This window comes from Ketogulonicigenium vulgare WSH-001, from assembly GCF_000223375.1.
Classification (GTDB): domain Bacteria; phylum Pseudomonadota; class Alphaproteobacteria; order Rhodobacterales; family Rhodobacteraceae; genus Ketogulonicigenium; species Ketogulonicigenium vulgare.
In genome coordinates this window covers 133,811-150,252 of sequence record NC_017384.1, presented here as the reverse complement: position 1 = coordinate 150,252, position 16,442 = coordinate 133,811, and the positions used below count along the sequence as shown (strand labels likewise).

18 protein-coding genes are annotated in these 16,442 nt (G+C 63.3%); 11 read left to right on the top strand and 7 right to left on the bottom strand.

Annotated elements, in window-relative coordinates; translation table 11 throughout:
* Positions 1-6: 6 nt before the first annotated feature.
* Genes ubiA through KVU_RS00700 form a run of 3 tightly spaced genes read left to right on the top strand, consistent with a single transcriptional unit; the run spans position 7 to position 3,516 of the window.
* A complete protein-coding gene (gene ubiA / locus KVU_RS00710) occupies positions 7-984 on the top strand; it encodes a 4-hydroxybenzoate octaprenyltransferase (RefSeq protein ID WP_013383390.1) in 978 nt (325 codons plus the stop codon).
* Positions 985-1,026: 42 nt separating this feature from the next.
* The gene (locus KVU_RS00705) at positions 1,027-3,153 is read left to right on the top strand and encodes an OmpA family protein (RefSeq protein ID WP_013383389.1); all 2,127 of its coding nucleotides are present in this window, start codon (positions 1,027-1,029) and stop codon (positions 3,151-3,153) included.
* Between the two features lie 33 nt (positions 3,154-3,186).
* Complete coding sequence (locus tag KVU_RS00700) at positions 3,187-3,516, top strand: hypothetical protein (protein WP_013383388.1); 330 nt, start codon at positions 3,187-3,189, stop codon at positions 3,514-3,516.
* On the opposite strand, the gene KVU_RS00695 is transcribed toward KVU_RS00700, so the two are convergent.
* The gene (locus KVU_RS00695) at positions 3,513-4,478 is read right to left on the bottom strand and encodes an L-threonylcarbamoyladenylate synthase (RefSeq protein WP_013383387.1); all 966 of its coding nucleotides are present in this window, start codon (positions 4,476-4,478) and stop codon (positions 3,513-3,515) included. The two genes, KVU_RS00700 and KVU_RS00695, sit on opposite strands and share 4 nt — an antisense overlap.
* Before the next feature lie 136 nt (positions 4,479-4,614).
* On the opposite strand from KVU_RS00695, the gene KVU_RS00690 reads away from it, so the two are divergent.
* The 3 genes from KVU_RS00690 to KVU_RS00680 are packed head-to-tail and all read left to right on the top strand — an operon-like array spanning position 4,615 to position 5,995.
* Complete coding sequence (locus KVU_RS00690; RefSeq protein ID WP_013383386.1) at positions 4,615-4,746, top strand: aa3-type cytochrome c oxidase subunit IV; 132 nt, start codon at positions 4,615-4,617, stop codon at positions 4,744-4,746.
* Positions 4,747-4,769: 23 nt separating this feature from the next.
* Complete coding sequence (locus KVU_RS00685; protein ID WP_013383385.1) at positions 4,770-5,384, top strand: lipoprotein; 615 nt, start codon at positions 4,770-4,772, stop codon at positions 5,382-5,384.
* Positions 5,384-5,995, top strand: coding sequence for a GNAT family N-acetyltransferase (locus tag KVU_RS00680; RefSeq protein WP_013383384.1), 612 nt, complete (start codon positions 5,384-5,386; stop codon positions 5,993-5,995). The genes KVU_RS00685 and KVU_RS00680 overlap by 1 nt, the downstream gene beginning before the upstream one ends.
* Here the strand turns inward: KVU_RS00680 and KVU_RS00675 are convergent.
* Complete coding sequence (locus tag KVU_RS00675) at positions 5,992-6,924, bottom strand: hypothetical protein (protein WP_013383383.1); 933 nt, start codon at positions 6,922-6,924, stop codon at positions 5,992-5,994. The two genes, KVU_RS00680 and KVU_RS00675, sit on opposite strands and share 4 nt — an antisense overlap.
* Before the next feature lie 41 nt (positions 6,925-6,965).
* Positions 6,966-7,436 carry a transcription elongation factor GreA gene (greA, locus tag KVU_RS00670; protein ID WP_013383382.1) on the bottom strand — a complete coding sequence of 157 codons (471 nt, stop codon included), beginning with the start codon at positions 7,434-7,436 and terminating at the stop codon, positions 6,966-6,968.
* Between the two features lie 193 nt (positions 7,437-7,629).
* Between greA and KVU_RS00665 the strand changes: the two genes are divergently transcribed.
* The 3 genes from KVU_RS00665 (at position 7,630) to KVU_RS00655 (ending at position 12,086) form a co-directional block, all read left to right on the top strand.
* Positions 7,630-9,285 carry an electron transfer flavoprotein-ubiquinone oxidoreductase gene (locus KVU_RS00665; protein ID WP_014537448.1) on the top strand — a complete coding sequence of 552 codons (1,656 nt, stop codon included), beginning with the start codon at positions 7,630-7,632 and terminating at the stop codon, positions 9,283-9,285.
* Positions 9,286-9,373: 88 nt separating this feature from the next.
* Positions 9,374-11,128, top strand: coding sequence for a tetratricopeptide repeat protein (locus tag KVU_RS00660; RefSeq protein WP_236953126.1), 1,755 nt, complete (start codon positions 9,374-9,376; stop codon positions 11,126-11,128).
* A gap of 4 nt (positions 11,129-11,132) precedes the next feature.
* Entirely contained in the window at positions 11,133-12,086 is a 954-nt protein-coding gene (locus KVU_RS00655) for a 4-(cytidine 5'-diphospho)-2-C-methyl-D-erythritol kinase (protein WP_014537446.1), read from the top strand.
* Here the strand turns inward: KVU_RS00655 and KVU_RS00650 are convergent.
* Complete coding sequence (locus KVU_RS00650) at positions 12,078-13,055, bottom strand: polyprenyl synthetase family protein (protein ID WP_013383378.1); 978 nt, start codon at positions 13,053-13,055, stop codon at positions 12,078-12,080. The two genes, KVU_RS00655 and KVU_RS00650, sit on opposite strands and share 9 nt — an antisense overlap.
* A gap of 71 nt (positions 13,056-13,126) precedes the next feature.
* Here KVU_RS00650 and KVU_RS00645 point away from each other — a divergent pair, with 71 nt between their 5' ends.
* Together KVU_RS00645 and KVU_RS00640 are read left to right on the top strand one after the other, a co-directional pair.
* On the top strand, positions 13,127-13,894 hold the full coding sequence (locus KVU_RS00645) for a tRNA1(Val) (adenine(37)-N6)-methyltransferase (RefSeq protein WP_013383377.1): 768 nt from the start codon (positions 13,127-13,129) through the stop codon (positions 13,892-13,894).
* A 96-nt stretch (positions 13,895-13,990) separates the two neighbouring features.
* Positions 13,991-14,158, top strand: coding sequence for a DUF465 domain-containing protein (locus tag KVU_RS00640; RefSeq protein WP_013383376.1), 168 nt, complete (start codon positions 13,991-13,993; stop codon positions 14,156-14,158).
* On the opposite strand, the gene yddG is transcribed toward KVU_RS00640, so the two are convergent.
* From yddG to KVU_RS00625, 3 genes are all read right to left on the bottom strand, one after another.
* Entirely contained in the window at positions 14,159-15,037 is an 879-nt protein-coding gene (gene yddG, locus KVU_RS00635; protein WP_013383375.1) for an aromatic amino acid exporter YddG, read from the bottom strand.
* A 63-nt stretch (positions 15,038-15,100) separates the two neighbouring features.
* The gene (locus KVU_RS00630; protein WP_013383374.1) at positions 15,101-15,910 is read right to left on the bottom strand and encodes an EAL domain-containing protein; all 810 of its coding nucleotides are present in this window, start codon (positions 15,908-15,910) and stop codon (positions 15,101-15,103) included.
* An 81-nt stretch (positions 15,911-15,991) separates the two neighbouring features.
* Positions 15,992-16,441: a molybdenum cofactor biosynthesis protein MoaE gene (locus tag KVU_RS00625; protein WP_013383373.1), complete on the bottom strand. Its 450-nt coding sequence runs from the start codon at positions 16,439-16,441 to the stop codon at positions 15,992-15,994.
* Between the last annotated feature and the right edge of the window lies 1 nt (position 16,442).

The following is a 16,442-nucleotide window of genomic DNA, read 5'->3' as shown; positions in this document are numbered from 1 at the left end:
AGAGATATGCGCAGCGCCGCCAACACGCCAGAGGCAACAGCAGCCGTTGCCGATAGCACCGGCAACTGGGTCGATCGCGCACCACTGGCCCTGCGCCCGTGGCTGCGGCTGTCGCGGATCGACCGGCCGATTGGCACGTGGCTGCTGCTGTTGCCCTGCTGGTGGTCGCTGCTGCTGGCCGCCCTGTCGGATGGGCGCTTTGGCTGGTTTGATCTGTGGATCGCGGTGGGCTGCGCCATCGGCGCGCTGCTGATGCGGGGCGCGGGCTGCACCTGGAACGATATCACCGACCGCCATATCGATGGCAAAGTCGCCCGCACCGCGCTGCGCCCGATCCCATCGGGTCAGGTGAGCGTGCGCGGGGCCGCCGTTTGGATGGCGGTGCAGGTGCTGATCTCGGCCGCCGTGCTGTTCACGTTCAACATTGCGACCGTCGCGCTGGGGGTCCTCGCGCTGGTGCCGGTGGTGGTCTATCCCTTTGCCAAGCGGTTCACATGGTGGCCGCAGGCGTTTCTGGGGATTGCGTTCAACTGGGGTGCGCTGGTCGGCTGGACGGCGCATACGGGCAGCCTTGGCTGGCAGCCGGTTGTGCTTTACCTTGGCGGTATCGCCTGGACGCTGTTCTACGACACGATTTACGCCCATCAGGATTTCGAGGATGACGCCTTGATTGGCGTGAAATCGACCGCGCGTCTGTTCGGTGATGACACCCCGCGCTGGCTGGCGATTTTTGCGGCGCTGACCGTAGCGCTGACGGCGATTGCCACCTTTGGCACCACCCTCGGCGCGGGCGCGGCGATCACATTCGTGGCACTTTTGGCGCCCATCGCGCTTGGCGGCCATCTGATCTGGCAAATGCGCCGCTTTGACGCCAAGAATAGCGCCGTTTTATTGCGTCTTTTCAGGGCGAACCGTGATGCCGGGCTGCTGTTTGTGCTGTTTTCCGCCTGCGCACTGGCGCTACAATTGATCCACATCGGGTAAGCGCCTATCACGCCCCCATTGCTCAACAGATTTATAAGCCTCATGCCCTTACCGCGTATCACCTATCAATCCTTGGCCTTCGTCGTTGCAGCCGGGGTTTGCGCGCTTGGCGCGCGTGGAGCGGTGATTCTGGTCGAGGATAGCTCGGCAGACGAGGTGCGCGAGGCGCTGGACGCGCAGGGCATGGATTGGGCCACGGTGCTGGCCGACGGGCTGCAAGTGGTGATCGAGGGCGAAGCCCCAACCGAAGTCTCGCGCCTGCATGCCATGTCCGCCGCCGCGACGGCCGTGGATGGCGCGCGCGTCGTTGACAATATGTCGGTGCGCCCGCCCAGCGATGTCGCGCCGCCTGCTTTTTCGATCGAAATGCTGCGCAACCAGGATGCCGTCTCGCTGATCGGGCTGATCCCTGCCGCATCCGACCGTCGCGCCCTGATCGCTAGGGCCGAAGCCTTTGCCTCTGATGATGGCGTCACCGACCTTTTGAACACTGCCGATTATCCGGTGCCGCAGCATTGGAATGCCGCCGTCACCTATGCGTTTCGCGCGCTGCAAATCTTGCCGCGGGCCAAGATCTCGGTGTCTGAGGGGCATGTGGCCATTACCGCGATCTCTGAAAGCGCGGCGCAACAGGCGGAATATGAGACGACCCTGTCGCGGCAGATCCCGAACGGGGTCAGTGTCGATATTGACATCACCGCGCCCCGCCCCGTTCTGACGCCCTTTACCCTGCGGTTCCGCATCGATGCCGAGGGCACCGCCACGATGGAGGCCTGTTCAGCCGACAGTACGGATGCGCGCGCCACCATCATCAGCGCCGCACGCGGTGCCGGCATGACCGGCACGGTGAATTGCACCATCGGCCTTGGCACGCCATCGAACCAATGGGCCAGTATGGCCAGCCTTGGCCTGAACGCGGCGAACGAGATTGCCCGCGCGGGGGCCAGCGCCACATTGACCATGACAGATACCGATGTGCGCCTGATTGCAGGCAGTGCGATGAACCAATCGGTGTTCGACGGCATCGTTGGCCGGGTTGAAAACAGCCTGCCCGCAACGTTTTCCTTTACCGCCGAATTGCCGCCCCCACCGACCGAGGCCGAGGCCGGCGCCCCGCCGCCGCCGCAATTCTATGTCACGCTCAACACCGAAGGTCAGGCGATCCTGACCGGTCGCCTTGCCGATGACCTGCTGAACACCAGTGCGGGTAACTTCGCACGTGCCTATTTCGGCGCGTCCAACGTGATCATGGCAACGCGCGTGCTGCCCGATGGCCTGCCGCAGGGCTGGTCGACGCGTGTGTTGACCGGCATCGAATCTTTGTCGCATCTGAACAACGGCAGCGTGCTGATCACCCCCGACACGATCACCGTGCGCGGCGAGACGGGCGAGGTGAATGCCTCGAACACGATCAGCCAGTTCCTGATCAACAAACTGGGTCAGAACGCGAATTTCACCGTTGATGTCGACTACCTTGAGGCGCTGGACCCCATCGCCGGTCTGCCGACACCGGGCGAATGCGTGGCGCAGCTTGGCGCGCTCAACGATGAAAACAAGATCGCCTTTGATCCGGGCTCGGCGCAGATCGCGGGCAGCTCGCTTAGGGTGATCGACGCGATGGCCGATGTGCTGCGCGGCTGCCCGGTGGACCTGCCGATCCGCGTGGCGGGCTATACCGACAGCCAGGGCCGCGCCGAGATGAACCTGCGCCTCAGCCAGGATCGCGCCGATGCCGTGCTGGCCGCCCTGCGGATGCGCCGCGTTCCCGTCTCTAGCTTTACCGCTGTGGGCTTTGGTGCGGCGGACCCGATTGCCTCGAACGATAGCGAAGAGGGCCGCGAAGCGAACCGCCGCATCGCCTTTTCACTGATCGAGGAAGAGGGCCCTGCCGTCCCCGAGGCCGAGGCAGAAGCCGAGACCGAAGCCGAGGTCAGCGCGCTTGAGGAAGATGCGGCCGCTGGTGCAGAGGCCGCCGCCGAAATCCCCGCGCCCGAGGACGCCGCAGAAGTCACTGAACCCGCTGCGACCGAGACCGAGCCAGAGACAGATACCGAGGCCGAAACCGACGCCCCCGAAGAACCCGCTGCGCCCGAGGTCAATATCCCCGAGGACGCAGCCCCCGCCCCCGAGAATGTGCCGCGTGTTGTTCTTCGCCCCGCGCAAAACTAAGATCACCAAAGACCTGCAACCGGGTAACGCCTCATGAACAAGACCGAGCTCACCGTTTTCATCGCCATCGTCCTGTTCGTGGCCTTTGCCCTGGGCTGGTTCGCGAACTGGCTGATTTACCGCTTTACCCGCGTCACGCGCGGCGAGATTGGCGAGTTGGACCGTATGGCGCAGGCCCTGCACGAGGCCGAGGAAACCCGTGATCAGGCGATTGTCTATATCCAGCAGCGCGAATCCTCGTTGCACGCACAGCTCACTCAGACGCAGGCGGAACTGCGCGCCGCGATGGAGGGTCTGCGCGACGCACGGCATGAGGCCGACGAATTGCGCGAATATATTGAAAAGACGCGGAAAAATACCTAACGCGGTGCAGCGGCGCGACGCAGGCGATCGTTGATCGCAAGGCCAAGTCCGGTATCGGGGATCGGCGCCACCGCAATGGCCATCGCACCCATCGCATCCAGCCGATGGAAACAGGCGAACAGATTAGCCGCCGCCTCGCGCAGATCGCCGCGCGCCGACAGGGTCAGATCGCCCACCACATCGCCAAATCCCAGCATCACCTCGCCCGCCGCGGCTGTGGTCGCGTTCAGACGCACATGACCCTTTGGCGCGTAATGCGACAGCAGTTGACCGGGCGCATTGGGGCGGGCCTCATCCGACAGATCGGGGCGCAGCGGCGCATAGCCAAGCACTGCCGCGATTTCATCGGGCGTGACCCCGCCTGCGCGCAGCACTATTGCATCGCCTCGCCCTGCCACCACAATCGTCGATTCGACGCCCACACCGCTGGGGCCACCATCGACCACCGCCGCAATGCGCCCCGCTAGCCCGTCCAGCACATGTTGCGCCGCCGTCGGGCTGATCCGCCCCGATGGATTGGCGGATGGCATCGCCAGCGGCACGCCCGCCGCCTTTATCAGCGCCCGCGCGACCGGATGGGCGGGCAGCCGTACAGCGACAGTCTCCAGCCCTGCGGTGACCAGTTTTGAAATCGGGGCGTCCGCTCGCAGCGGCAACACCAGCGTCAGAGGACCGGGCCAGAATGCCTGCGCCAAGGCAAGCGATTCGCCCGAAAGTGCCGCAAACGCCGCGACATCGGCGATATCCGCGACATGTACGATCAGCGGGTTGAAACTGGGGCGGCCCTTGGCGGCATAGATGCCCGCGACGGCATCATCGCAGGTCGCATCGGCGGCCAGGCCGTAAACGGTCTCGGTCGGAACGGCGACCTGCTGGCCCGCGCGCAGCAGCAGTGCCGCTTGCGCCAGCGCCGCGTCATCCGCTGCAAGATGCAATGTCCGCCTGTGATCCTCAGCCATCATAACGCCCGATATTACCTGTCTCCGCTCTATCCCTTTGGGTGCGCGATGCCAAGTTCATGCAAATGCGCGATCTGACTGGTGACAGCCCGCAATGAATGCGCTAGTCAGGGCCAAACCTTTTTGACAGGAGTCGATCATGGCCGAATATAAGCACGGTTCGATGGATATTACCGAGCAACAGCAGACCTATAAGGGTTTCGTCAAAGCAATGGTTATCGGTGGCGTGATCGCCGCTGTTCTGGCCGTGCTTGGCGCGATCTTCCTCTGATCACATCTGCGCGGAGCGTTATCGTGCCAAAGATTGCGCGCCGCGCGTTTATCATCGGCCTGCCGCTGGCGGTGGCGGGCTGCGCCGGGGCCGGTGTTTGGGCGCCCGATGATCAGATCGAACGGGTCGCGTTTCGCGGCACCGAAGAGCCGTTCCTCAAGCTGTTAACTGTGCGCAACGTCGGCACCGGCAATGGCGCGCATACCGCATTGCTGATCAACGCCAGCCAGCGCGTGCTGTTTGATCCGGCGGGCAGTTGGATCAGTTCGGCCCTCGCGGAACGCAATGACCTGCTTTACGGCTTTTCGCCTGTCGAAGAGGCGCGCTACACCTCGTATCACGCGCGCAGCAGCTATTACATCGTCTCGCAATATCTGCCCGTCCCCGCCGCCACCGCCGAGCAAGCCTTTGCCCTCGCGCGCGAGGCTGGCCCCGTCAGCAAATCCATGTGCACCAATGCGACCAGCCGCTTGCTGCGTCAGCTACCGGGGATGGATAGCATTCGACAGTCGTTTTTCCCCGAGGCGCTGGAACGGCGCTTTGGCGCATTGCCGGGGGTGGTGACCGAGACGATCTATGAGGATGACGACGACGACAACCGCAGCCTGCGCGACCGCGCGCCGCGCGTCGTCCTGTAATGCAAAAGCCCCGCGCGGCACCTGATTTTCAGATCATCGCGGGCTTTCCACCAGATCAACGTGACCGCGTGGCGGCCCTGTATTGGCAAGCGTTTGGGCGCAAATTGCGCCCGGTGCTGGCGCCGCGCGCCATGGCACATCGTTTCCTGAATATCGCCCTGCGCCCCGATCATGCGATCAGTGCGGTCAGGCCTGATGGCCGCGTGCTGGGGGTGGTGGGGTTCTGCTCGGCCGATGGGGCTTTGGTTTACGACCACGGGCTGGCGCTGCTTCAAACCTATGGCGCGCGCTCGGCGCGCTGGCGGGTCAAGGTGCTGCGCCACCTGCTGCGGGACGAGGCCCCTGCCCCGGACGCCTTTCAGATGGATGGCTTGTTCGTCGACCCCGCTGCGCGCGGCTTTGGCATCGGCAGTCAGTTGCTGCAGGCGTTTGCCGACGAGGGCCGCCGGCGCGGCTATCGCATCGCGCGGCTAGAGGTCGCCAACACCAATGCCCGCGCCTGCCAACTATATGCCCGTCACGACTATCTGGCGGTGCAGACCGCTGGCATTGGCGGCCTGCGCTGGCTGTTTGGCTATCGCAGCACCACGACGATGGAACTGGTGCTTTAGCCGAAGCTGCCCGCCGCACGCCCGATCAGCACAAAGGCGCGCGCACTGCGTGTTTCGGCCATCAGTTGCAGATCGTCATCCGAGGCGCCGTTTTCGAAATCGCGGAACATCTGATCGAAATTGCGCAGGAAATGCTGGGCCGTATCGCGGAAGATCGCATCGGCTTTCAGGCGCGCCGCCGCGCGGCTGAGGGCGCTTTCATCCGGGAAACGCCCGATGCTTTCCAGCACCGCGCCGCGCTGGCTGGCGGCAAAGGCGCGCCAGGCCCCCGGATCAGCCGCATAGGGACGCATGTCATCCATATAAAGGCCGTCTTGCGACAGCAATGTCAGGATGTCCTGCGCCGACTGCACCACGGCGCGGGCGCGCGGATGGGTCAGCGCGTTCGACAGGGCCTCGAAACCGGCGTAATCCTCGGCACTATCAGGGAAATTCAGTGCGCGCACCATCTGGGCACGGGACAGGGGCTGCACCTCTGGCGCAGGTGGCGCGGACTCGTGGGCAGGTTGACGGGGCTGCGCGGGGGCGCGGCTGGTGGCCGCGGGCATCGCAATTGCGGGCATTGGGGGCACGTCCTCGGCATCAGCTTTGCGTGCGGGGGCAGCAGCAGGGCGCGGGGCGCGCGTCTCAGCGGCTGCGGGCACCAGCGGAGCAGTCGGGGTCGCGACGACCTCGGCGATGCGCGACAGCAGCACCGCAAGACCGATCAGCCCCAGCGGCAGGATGATCACCAGCACCGCCACCATGAACCTGAGGCCGTCAAACGCGGTGCGCGGCTCGCCCGGAAAGGCAAAGATCATCACAAGTGATAGAATGACCCAAAGCCCCCCTGCGATCAGCGGCAATCGCATCGCCGCTGCAAGGCCGCCAGCCGTATTCTGGCTGGCTTGGGATGGCGTGTTCGATGAGGGGCTGCGAGACGGTTTCATACTGCTTTTTCCGTTTTTCTGTGACGCCCTGATCGTCGGTGTTAGCCGTAGACGATGTTCAGAACTTCGTAGCTGCGGTCTCCGCCGGGGGTGCGAACCTCGACACTATCGCCGACATCTTTGCCGATCAGCGCACGCGCCAAGGGCGATTTAATGTTCAGACGGCCATTTTCGACATCGGCCTCGTATTCACCGACGATTTGATAGGCCTTTTCCTCGTCGGTATCCTCATCGACCAGCGTGACCATCGCACCGAATTTGATCGTACCCGACAGTCTTGAGGTATCAATCACCTCAGCCAGCGAGATAACGCCCTCCAGCTCTTTGATGCGGCCCTCGATAAAGGACTGCTTTTCCTTGGCCGAATGGTATTCCGCATTTTCAGACAGGTCACCATGGGCGCGTGCCTCGGCAATTGCCGCAATGATGGCGGGGCGCTCGACAGATTTCAGGTGCTTAAGCTCGACATCCAGCTTGTCGAAACCGGTGCGGGTCAGCGGAATCTTTTCCATGGTCCTCTATGCTCGTTCAGGCCAATTAGGCGGCATTCGTTTTGTTCATAACGCGCCCAAATGGGCGGAAGTCAAGGGTCGAGGGCCCCAAGCTATGGCTTTGGGCGGAACATCGGGGCCCAAAGGTTGTGCCTGTGGACGGCCTCAGATAACCACAACAGCGTAGCATTTTGCCAGCAGCAAGGTTCCCGACATGACGCGCGATGTGATGGAATATGATGTCATCATCGTAGGTGCAGGCCCTGCGGGGCTATCGGCTGCGATCCGGCTAAAGCAGCTATCGCCCGATCTGTCAGTGGTCGTGCTGGAAAAAGGGGCCGAGGTCGGCGCGCATATTCTGTCGGGTGCGGTGCTGGACACGTCGGCGCTGTCGCGACTGATCCCCGACTGGGCCGCGCGCGGCGCACCCATCCGGCAGGCGGTGACCGAGGATCAGATGCTGCTGCTGGGCGCATCGCGCCATCTGCGCATCCCCAATATGCTGATGCCCCCCATGATGCATAACGATGGCGCGTTCATCGTCTCAATGGGCGAGGTCACCGCCTGGATGGCCCGCGAGGCCGAGGCACTAGGTGTCGAGATTTTCGCAGGCATGGCCGCCAGCGAATTGCTGTTTGACGATGCGGGCGCGGTGCAGGGCGTCGTTGCGGGCGAATTTGGACTGATTGCAGACCCCGAGAACCCCGCCGGCATTCCCGGCCCGCATTATGAACCCGGCGTCGCGCTGCATGGCAAATACACCATGCTGGCCGAGGGCGCACGCGGATCGCTGTCCAAACAGGTCATCGCGCACTTTGATCTGGATGCCGATTGCGATGTGCCAAAATTTGGCATCGGTTTGAAAGAATTATGGCAGATCGACCCCGCCCAGCACGTCCCGGGCCGCGTCACCCATGTGATGGGCTGGCCGCTGGGCCTTGGCACGACCGGCGGCGGGTTTATTTATCATGCCGAAGGGGGTCTGGTCTCGATCGGGTTGATCGTCGATCTGAATTACAAGAACCCCTATCTTGATCCCTATCTGGAATTCCAGCGGCTGAAGCACCACCCGCTGATCGCGAAACTGCTGTCGGGCGGCCAACGCATCGGTTACGGCGCGCGGGCGGTGACCAAGGGCGGCTTTCAATCCATCCCGCAATCGGCCTTTGCGGGTGGGATGCTGCTGGGCTGCGCTGCGGGTCTGGTGAATCTGCCCCGTATCAAGGGCAACCATAATGCGATGCAATCGGGCATTGATGCGGCCGAAGCCGCCTTTGCCGCCATTGGCGCGGGCCGCGCTGGCGATCGCGTCGCGGATTACGATCAGACCCTGCGGACGGGACCCGTTGGCCAAGACCTGCGCCCCGTGCGCAATGTCGCGCCATTGAATGGGCGGTTTGGACTGCTGGGCGGTCTGGCCCTTGGCGGGTTCGATATGTGGTGCCAAACACTGTTCAAGGCATCTATTTTTGGCACGTTGCTTCACGGCAAAACCGATGCTGCGGCAACCCAGCCCGCCAGCCAACACCGCCCGATCGATTACCCAAAACCCGATGGTGTGCTGTCATTTGACCGCGTCACGAACCTTGCCTATTCGGGCACCAACCATGACGAGGGCCAACCCGCGCATCTGCGCCTCACCGACCCTGCCCTGCCGCTCTCGCTGAACCTGCCGATCTATGCCGAGCCCGCGCAGCGCTATTGCCCCGCCGGCGTCTATGAGATCGTCACCGACGACAATGGCCCGCGCTTTCAGATCAATTTTCAGAACTGCGTGCATTGCAAGACCTGCGACATCAAAGATCCGGCGCAGAACATCACTTGGGTCACGCCGCAGGGCGGTGACGGGCCGACCTATCCGGGCATGTAAACGCCCGATTATCCGCCCCACGCTGCTGTGCATTGCGACAATGGGCCATGCAGCCTAACCTGCCTGAAAAAAGGGGCAGGAGCACAACGTGCCATTTGCGATTCGTTCTATGTTAAAGCGGACCTCGGTGATCAAAGCGGGGTTTGCTGCGACAGTTTTGGCTTTTGGGCCCGGTATAGGGGCCAATGCGCAGCAAGCTGCCGCAGATGAGGTCGCTGTCGCCGTTGACCGGGGCGCTTATCTTGCCGGTCGCTTTGCCGCCATGCACGAGGATTTTCTGGGCGCCGCGCCCTATCTGGCCCGGGCGTTGGAAGCCGATCCCACCAATGCGCCGCTGGCCAGTGATGCCCTGTCGGCCTTTATCGGCGCGGATAATCGCGACGCCGCCTTTGCATTGGCGCAGGCGATTACTGGCGCGACGCGCACCAGCCAGCTGGCCAATACCGTGACCTTGGCGAGCGCCGCCATCGACGGCAATTGGCGCGGCATGTTTGAACAGCTGGAAGCGGGCCGTTCTGCCGGGCCGTTGATCGACGGGCTGGCGCGCGGCTGGGGGCATCTGGGTCTGGGCGAGACGGCGGATGCGATCTCGGCCTTTGACGAGATGGTTGAAAACCCGCCCTCGCGCGTGATCGGCCAGTTCCACAAGGGTCTGGCCCTTGCGATGGTCGGCGATTTCGAGGGCGCGGACGCCGCCCTGTCGCAGCCTGCCGCTGATGGCGTGCCGATGACCGGCCCCGCCGTGCTGGCGCTGGCCGAGGTGCGCAGCCAGCTGGGCGACAATCCGGGCGCCATCGCGCTGATCGACGGCTTTTTCACCTCCAACATGCCGCCCGAGGCGCAGGCACTGCGTGACCGCCTAGAAGCGGGCGACGCGATTCCCTTTACCCGTGTCCGCAGCCCCGCGCAGGGCATGGCCGAGGCGTATTACGCTGTGGCGCAGATCGCGGCGCAGGGCGATGACGCCTTTGTCTCGCTGCTTTACGCGCGTTTGACGACATGGATCGACCCGGTGAACGACGGGGCGCAGTTCAGCACCGCGCGTCTGCTCGCCGATATGGGGAACATGGTGCTGGCCGAGCAAGCCTATGCCGCGGTCGCCGCCGATTCGCCCAGCAGCGATGCCGCCCAAATGGGCCGGGCGATGTTGCTGGCGGATAATGCCCGCACGGATGAGGCCCTGCCCCTGGTCGAGGACCTGATCGCAGCCCAGCCCGAGAATGCGGGCTATCACGCCGTTCTGGCCGCGATGCTGCGCGATCTTGATCGTCCCGCCGACAGCGTCACCGCCTATAGCGCCGCGATCGAACGTACGCCGCCTGCAAACCGCTGGCCGCTGTATTTCAGCCGCGCCGTCACGCATCATGCCCTGCGCGACATGCCCAGCACCGAGGCCGATCTGCGCGCCGCGCTGGAACAGGCACCAGATCAGCCGATCATCCTGAATTATCTGGGTTATCTGCTGATTGACCGCAATGAAAAGCTGGACGAAGGTCTGGATATGATCGAACGCGCCATCGCCGCGACGCCCGATAATGGCGCGGTGGTCGACAGCCTTGGCTGGGCCTATTTCCGGCTTGGCCGCTACGCGGATGCGGTGGTGCAACTGGAGCGCGCCGTGCTGCTGGAGCCTGTGGAATACGAGATCAACGACCACCTTGGCGATGCCTATTGGATGGTCGGCCGCAAGCGCGAGGCGCGTTTTCAGTGGCAACGTGCGCTCTCCTTTGCCACCGGCCCCAACGCCCCCGAGGGTATCGAGCCCGAAGTGATCGAAGCCATCCGTGCAAAGCTTGCCGACGGGCTGACAGCCCCGGCAACCGCCGGCGAAAGCGACGGGTGAGCGGATGCTGAAAGGCCTGCTGAACATATTTCGCGGTGGCGGCGCACCACGTGAGCCCTTGGTGCCACCCTCGCCGGTGCGGCCCGTCGCGGCGCCTGTCGCGCTGCAGGAATTCGCACCTGCAAAGCTGAACCTTGCGCTGCATGTCACGGGACAGCGGGGCGATGGCTATCATTTGCTGGACAGTATTGTCGCCTTTGCCAGTATCGGCGACGAGGTCACCGTCGTGCCGGCCCACGCGCTGTCGCTGACCGTGACCGGCCCCTTTGCCCATCGCGTGCCGCTGGGTGCGGAAAATCTGGTCATGCGCGCCGCCGAAAGCCTGCGCCGCGCGCGCAATGTCGACAAGGGCGGTTTGATCAAGCTGAACAAACTGCTGCCAACGGCTGCGGGTCTTGGCGGCGGCTCGGCCGATGCGGCGGCCGTTCTGCGGCTGCTGGCGCGCTATTGGCAGGTCGATCCGCTACCCGCCGATCACCCCGATGTGGTGGCCTTGGGCGCAGATGTGCCGGTGTGCCTCAGCGCCCCCGCCCCCCAACGCATGCAGGGGATTGGCGAGGTCATCAGCCCGCTGGACGGGTTGCAACGCTGCGGCCTTGTGCTGGTGAACCCGATGGTCGAGCTGGCAACGCCCGATGTCTTTGGTGCGCTGGCGGCAAAGGACAACGATCCCATCACGCAGCTCGGCCCCCAGCACCCGGATTTCGATTCGCAGGTCAGTTGGCTTGCCAGCCTGCGCAACGACCTGCTGGCCCCCGCCGAAAAGCTGGCCCCCGTTATCACCGAGGCGCTGGATGTGCTGCGCAAGACGCCCGGCATCCAGCATGTCACCATGTCGGGATCTGGCGCGACCTGTATTGGTTTTGTGCGCGACATGGGCGTGGCGCGCAATGCGGCGCGTTCGATCCAGATCTCGCGCCAAAACTGGTGGGTCACGCCCGCCCAGCTGTTAGCTTAGGCGCGCAACGACGTAATCCGCCAATTCCTCTAGCGTCTCGCGCAGGGGCTGCGGCGGCAACGCCTGCAATGCGGCCTTGGCAAGGCCCGCCCAGCGGCGCGCCTCGTCTGCCGTCGCCAGCAGCGAGCCGCGCTTGTCCATGATCGAAAGGGCCGCATCAAAATCGCCGTCCTGCACATCGCCCTTGCCGATGGTGCGCGTCCAAAAGGCGCGCTCGGCCGCGTCCGCCTTGTCCAGCGCCCAGATCACCGGCAGGGTCAGCTTCCCCTCGCGCAGGTCATCGCCACGGTTTTTGCCAATGGCGTCGGTGCCGGTGTAATCCAGCAGATCGTCTGCAATCTGAAAGGCGATCCCCAAAGCATCGCCGTAATCATGCATCGCCTGCACGATGGCATCGCCCGGCTCGGCCAGCATTGCACCCACGCGTGTCGCCGCCGAAAACAGCGCCGCCGTCTTGCCGCGCGCGATACGGATATAGGTCTCGGGCGTCGCGGACAGATCACGCGCCGTGCTCAGTTGCAGGACCTCGCCCTCGGCGATCGTGGCCGACGCATCGGCAAGCGCCGCCAGAATCGGCATCGACCCCGTGATCGTCATCAATTGGAACGCGCGCGAGAACAGGTAATCCCCAACCAGAACCGAGGACATATTATCCCACAGCAGGTTCGCTGTCGGCCTGCCCCGCCGCTGTTTGCTGTCATCGACCACATCATCATGCAGCAGCGTCGCAGTATGGATGAATTCGACCGTCGCGGCCAAATGGATGTGATGGGGGCCATCGTAACCGCATAGCCGCGCGGCAGCGACCGTCAGCATGGGCCGCAGACGCTTGCCCCCCGCGTCGATCAGATGGGCCGAGACCTGACGAATGCGCGGCGCGGCATCAGACTGCATATAGCTGTGCAAAGTCTCGTTCACCTTGGCGAGATCATCGGCCAGCGCCAATGCAAGACGGTCGTGCGGGGTCATCAGGCATCCTTATCGTCAGTTGCATTGCCGGGTATAGTGCGGCCAGATCAAAGCGTAAACCGCGAGACGACATGGAACAGCCGACTGTAACGCATGACGATTTTCTAGGCGGCCAACTGCGGCTGACCCAGCCCCGGCACGGCTTTCGCGCGGGCATTGATGCGGTATTGCTGGCCGCCGCCTGCCCCGCAAAAGCGGGTGAAAGCGTGCTGGAACTGGGCTGCGGCGTCGGCACCGCGCTGCTGTGCGTCGGGCGGCGCGTTGAGGGTCTGGATCTGACGGGGATCGAGGTGCAGGCGGATTACGCGGCACTGGCGCGCGCAAATGCCGCCACGAATGGTATTGATGCCACGATCGTGACCGCCGACCTGACCGCCCTGCCCGCCGATCTGCGCCAGCGGCAGTTCCATCACGTCATTATGAACCCGCCATATTACGAGCGTGCATCCTCGACCCCCGCACAAGACAGCGGGCGCGACCGCGCGCTGGCGGGGGCGCAGATGAGCGACTGGATCGGCATGGGCGCACGGCGGCTGCGGCCCAAAGGCAGCCTCACGCTGATCCAGCGAATCACCCGCCTGCCCGAGGTTCTGGCCGCTGCCACGGGGCAAATCGGCTCAATTTCCGTGCTTCCGCTTGCTGCGCGGGCAGGACGCGCGCCTGATCTATTCCTGATGCGCGGCATCAAAGGCGGGCGCGCAGCTTTTCGCCTGCTGGCACCGCGCGTTCTACATCACGGCGATCGGCATCAACAAACGGCTGATTACGCGCCCGAAATCGAAATGGTCTTACGCCATGGGGGTGCGCTGCATTGGGATTCAATCCCCGCCGATATGTAACGCTCACAAATATTTCCGGTGACAGTCGTGTAAAACCGTGCTGCAATCCATGTGGGGCCCCTCCAACCGCAAACGCACCGAAAGGGAGTATCCAACATGGCATTGTCTGCGCATATCGAAGAGCTGCGCCGTAAACATAAGGTACTGTCAGAAGCCGTCGAGGCAGAGCAGAAAAAGCCTGCGCCAGATGGTTTGGCCGTTCTCAAGCTGAAGAAACAAAAACTGTTCCTGAAGGAAGAAATCGGCCGCCTGCAATTGCAGTAGCTACCGCTTCCTGCGCTGGGAAGACCGCTGGCCTGACGCAATAAATGCGCCCAGCGTGATCAATAGAGCAGCTGCCAGCAGACCCCATCCCGGCCTGCTGGCCCCTGAAATTACAAGCAGCGCCGTCGACAACAGCGGCGCTGCATAGGCGGCGACACCCAACAACTGGATGTCGCCCCTTTTCATGCCGATGTCCCAGACGAAAAAGGCAAGGCCGACGGGGCCAAGGCCCAATCCGATGACAGCGGCCCATTGCCCCGCGCCCTGCGGCCATATCGTGGGTTCCAGCGCAACATGCGCGCCTGCGGAAAAGGCTGCTGTGACAAGGCAATAGACGGCAACCGCACCCGTTGGCACTGCCGCAAACCGGCGCGCGCCGACCGAATAGGTCGCCCAAAAAAACGCGGCCGCGATGGCCAGCAGATAGCCTAATCCGGCCTTGGGCGCGATGCCCGCACCCAGATCGCCGCCGATTACCACCGCCGCACCGGCAAAGGCGATCAGTGCCCCGATCACATGGCGTGCACGGATATGCTCGCCGGGCAGCAGGCCCGATAGCAGCACGATCAGCAGCGGCCACAAATAATTCAGCAGTCCCGCCTGCGCGGGCGGCGCCATGCGCAGGGCGGAAAAGTAAAGAAAATGATAGGCGAATAGGCCAATGCTGCCAAAGGCATAGGCCGAGAATGGCACATGGCGCAGTGCTGCAAAACCACCCGTTGCCGCCAGCCAGCCAAGGCCGATCACACCGCCGATGGCAAAGCAGATCGCATTCAACAGCAGGGGCGGCACCGCGCCAGATCCAACCGTCAGCACCGCCAGCGTGGCCCATAGCAGGACGGCGACAAAGCCGATCATCGTGGCCAGATTACGCGTCATGCCCATCCCCCTTGGTTGTTGCGGTCACAAAGGGGGCAGGCCTGTCTTTTGTCAAGCAACCCCCTAGCTGATCACGCCAGAGGGCACACCAAATAGATAGCCCTGCAAACAATCGACACCAAGTTCTTGCAAGAACGCCGCCTCATCCGCGGTCTCGACCCCTTCGGCGACGGCGAACATGCCGAACTGATGCGCGACCGAGACCAGTGCCTCGGTCACGACCTGATTATCGGGCGAGGCATGGATACCACGAATAAAGATCGTATCGATTTTCACCATATCGAACAGGAAATCGCGCAAATATCGAAACGCCGTCAGCCCCGCGCCAAAATCATCCAACGCGAAGGTAATCCCATGCGGACGAAATTCGGCCATAAAGCGGATGACGACTTCCGGCATCAGCATGGCGGAGTTTTCGCTGATCTCTAGAATCAACCGCTCGCCAATGCGGGGCGTGCGGCGGATGCCGTCCTCTAACGTGCGGCGAAAGGTGCCGTCACCAATAGAACGCGCCGACATATTGATCGCAAGGCGCAGATGCGGATTGACCTGCAACATATTGATCCCCAGACGCAAAGCCGTCGCATCGATATCCCGGCCCAGGCCTGTTTCCTCGACCTCGGCCATGAAGCTGCCAGCGGGGATCAGCCGGCCGTTTTCGTCCAGCAGGCGGATCAGCCCCTCGTGAAAGGCGATGCGCTGGCCGCCCGACGCCGCGACAACGGGCATAAAGACCAAACGGGCGCGATCTTGCGCCAATGCCTCGGTCACGAGGCGCGGAATATCAGCCTCGCGGCTGGCAAGGGCATGTTGCAGCGGGTCTGTGGGGTTGTTGCGGGCCAAAACCTCGGCCGACGTATCAAACACCGCCATGTTACACTCCGATCATATGTTCCGGTGCAGGCTGCACGAGGAATCGAAACAAAGCGTAAATGACGGTATTTGTTTAAAACTTTAGGAAGGCGACCAGCGCTTTAGCGCCTCTTCATCCGAACAGCGCGCCTCGACCCAGGCCTCGCCATCCGCTGTCACTTCTTTTTTCCAAAACGGCGCGCGGGATTTCAGATAATCCATCAGGAATTCAGCGGCTTCGAATGCACCCAGGCGATGAGGCGCCGCTGTGGCCACCATCATGATCTGTTCGCCCGCAGACAGGCGGCCATAGCGGTGGATGATCAGCACATCGACCAGCGACCAACGGGTAATCGCCTGCGCGGCCGCCTCGCGCAGCGCCAGTTCGGTCATGCCGGGGTAATGCTCGACCTCGAGCATTTGCAGACTGCCCGGCACATCGCGCACAACGCCGTTAAACGTCACAACGGCGCCCGCCCCGGCCACACGCGCGGAAAAGGCGTTCAGCTCGGCCCCACCGTCAAAGGGCTGTTCGGTCACGCGAATATCCATC

What these genes read in the sequence shown, in the direction of transcription:
- KVU_RS00675 (WP_013383383.1), bottom strand. Translation starts at nt 6,924, where the DNA reads ATGAAACCGTCTCGCAGCCCCTCATCGAACACGCCATCCCAAGCCAGC.
- KVU_RS00650 (WP_013383378.1), bottom strand. Translation starts at nt 13,055, where the DNA reads ATGACCCCGCACGACCGTCTTGCATTGGCGCTGGCCGATGATCTCGCC.
- KVU_RS00695 (WP_013383387.1), bottom strand. Translation starts at nt 4,478, where the DNA reads ATGATGGCTGAGGATCACAGGCGGACATTGCATCTTGCAGCGGATGAC.
- yddG (WP_013383375.1), bottom strand. Translation starts at nt 15,037, where the DNA reads ATGACGCGTAATCTGGCCACGATGATCGGCTTTGTCGCCGTCCTGCTA.
- KVU_RS00680 (WP_013383384.1), top strand. Translation starts at nt 5,384, where the DNA reads ATGCAAAAGCCCCGCGCGGCACCTGATTTTCAGATCATCGCGGGCTTT.
- KVU_RS00700 (WP_013383388.1), top strand. Translation starts at nt 3,187, where the DNA reads ATGAACAAGACCGAGCTCACCGTTTTCATCGCCATCGTCCTGTTCGTG.
- KVU_RS00630 (WP_013383374.1), bottom strand. Translation starts at nt 15,910, where the DNA reads ATGGCGGTGTTTGATACGTCGGCCGAGGTTTTGGCCCGCAACAACCCC.
- greA (WP_013383382.1), bottom strand. Translation starts at nt 7,436, where the DNA reads ATGGAAAAGATTCCGCTGACCCGCACCGGTTTCGACAAGCTGGATGTC.
- KVU_RS00625 (WP_013383373.1), bottom strand. Translation starts at nt 16,441, where the DNA reads ATGGATATTCGCGTGACCGAACAGCCCTTTGACGGTGGGGCCGAGCTG.
- KVU_RS00640 (WP_013383376.1), top strand. Translation starts at nt 13,991, where the DNA reads ATGGCATTGTCTGCGCATATCGAAGAGCTGCGCCGTAAACATAAGGTA.
- KVU_RS00655 (WP_014537446.1), top strand. Translation starts at nt 11,133, where the DNA reads ATGCTGAAAGGCCTGCTGAACATATTTCGCGGTGGCGGCGCACCACGT.
- ubiA (WP_013383390.1), top strand. Translation starts at nt 7, where the DNA reads ATGCGCAGCGCCGCCAACACGCCAGAGGCAACAGCAGCCGTTGCCGAT.
- KVU_RS00665 (WP_014537448.1), top strand. Translation starts at nt 7,630, where the DNA reads ATGACGCGCGATGTGATGGAATATGATGTCATCATCGTAGGTGCAGGC.
- KVU_RS00645 (WP_013383377.1), top strand. Translation starts at nt 13,127, where the DNA reads ATGGAACAGCCGACTGTAACGCATGACGATTTTCTAGGCGGCCAACTG.
- KVU_RS00705 (WP_013383389.1), top strand. Translation starts at nt 1,027, where the DNA reads ATGCCCTTACCGCGTATCACCTATCAATCCTTGGCCTTCGTCGTTGCA.
- KVU_RS00690 (WP_013383386.1), top strand. Translation starts at nt 4,615, where the DNA reads ATGGCCGAATATAAGCACGGTTCGATGGATATTACCGAGCAACAGCAG.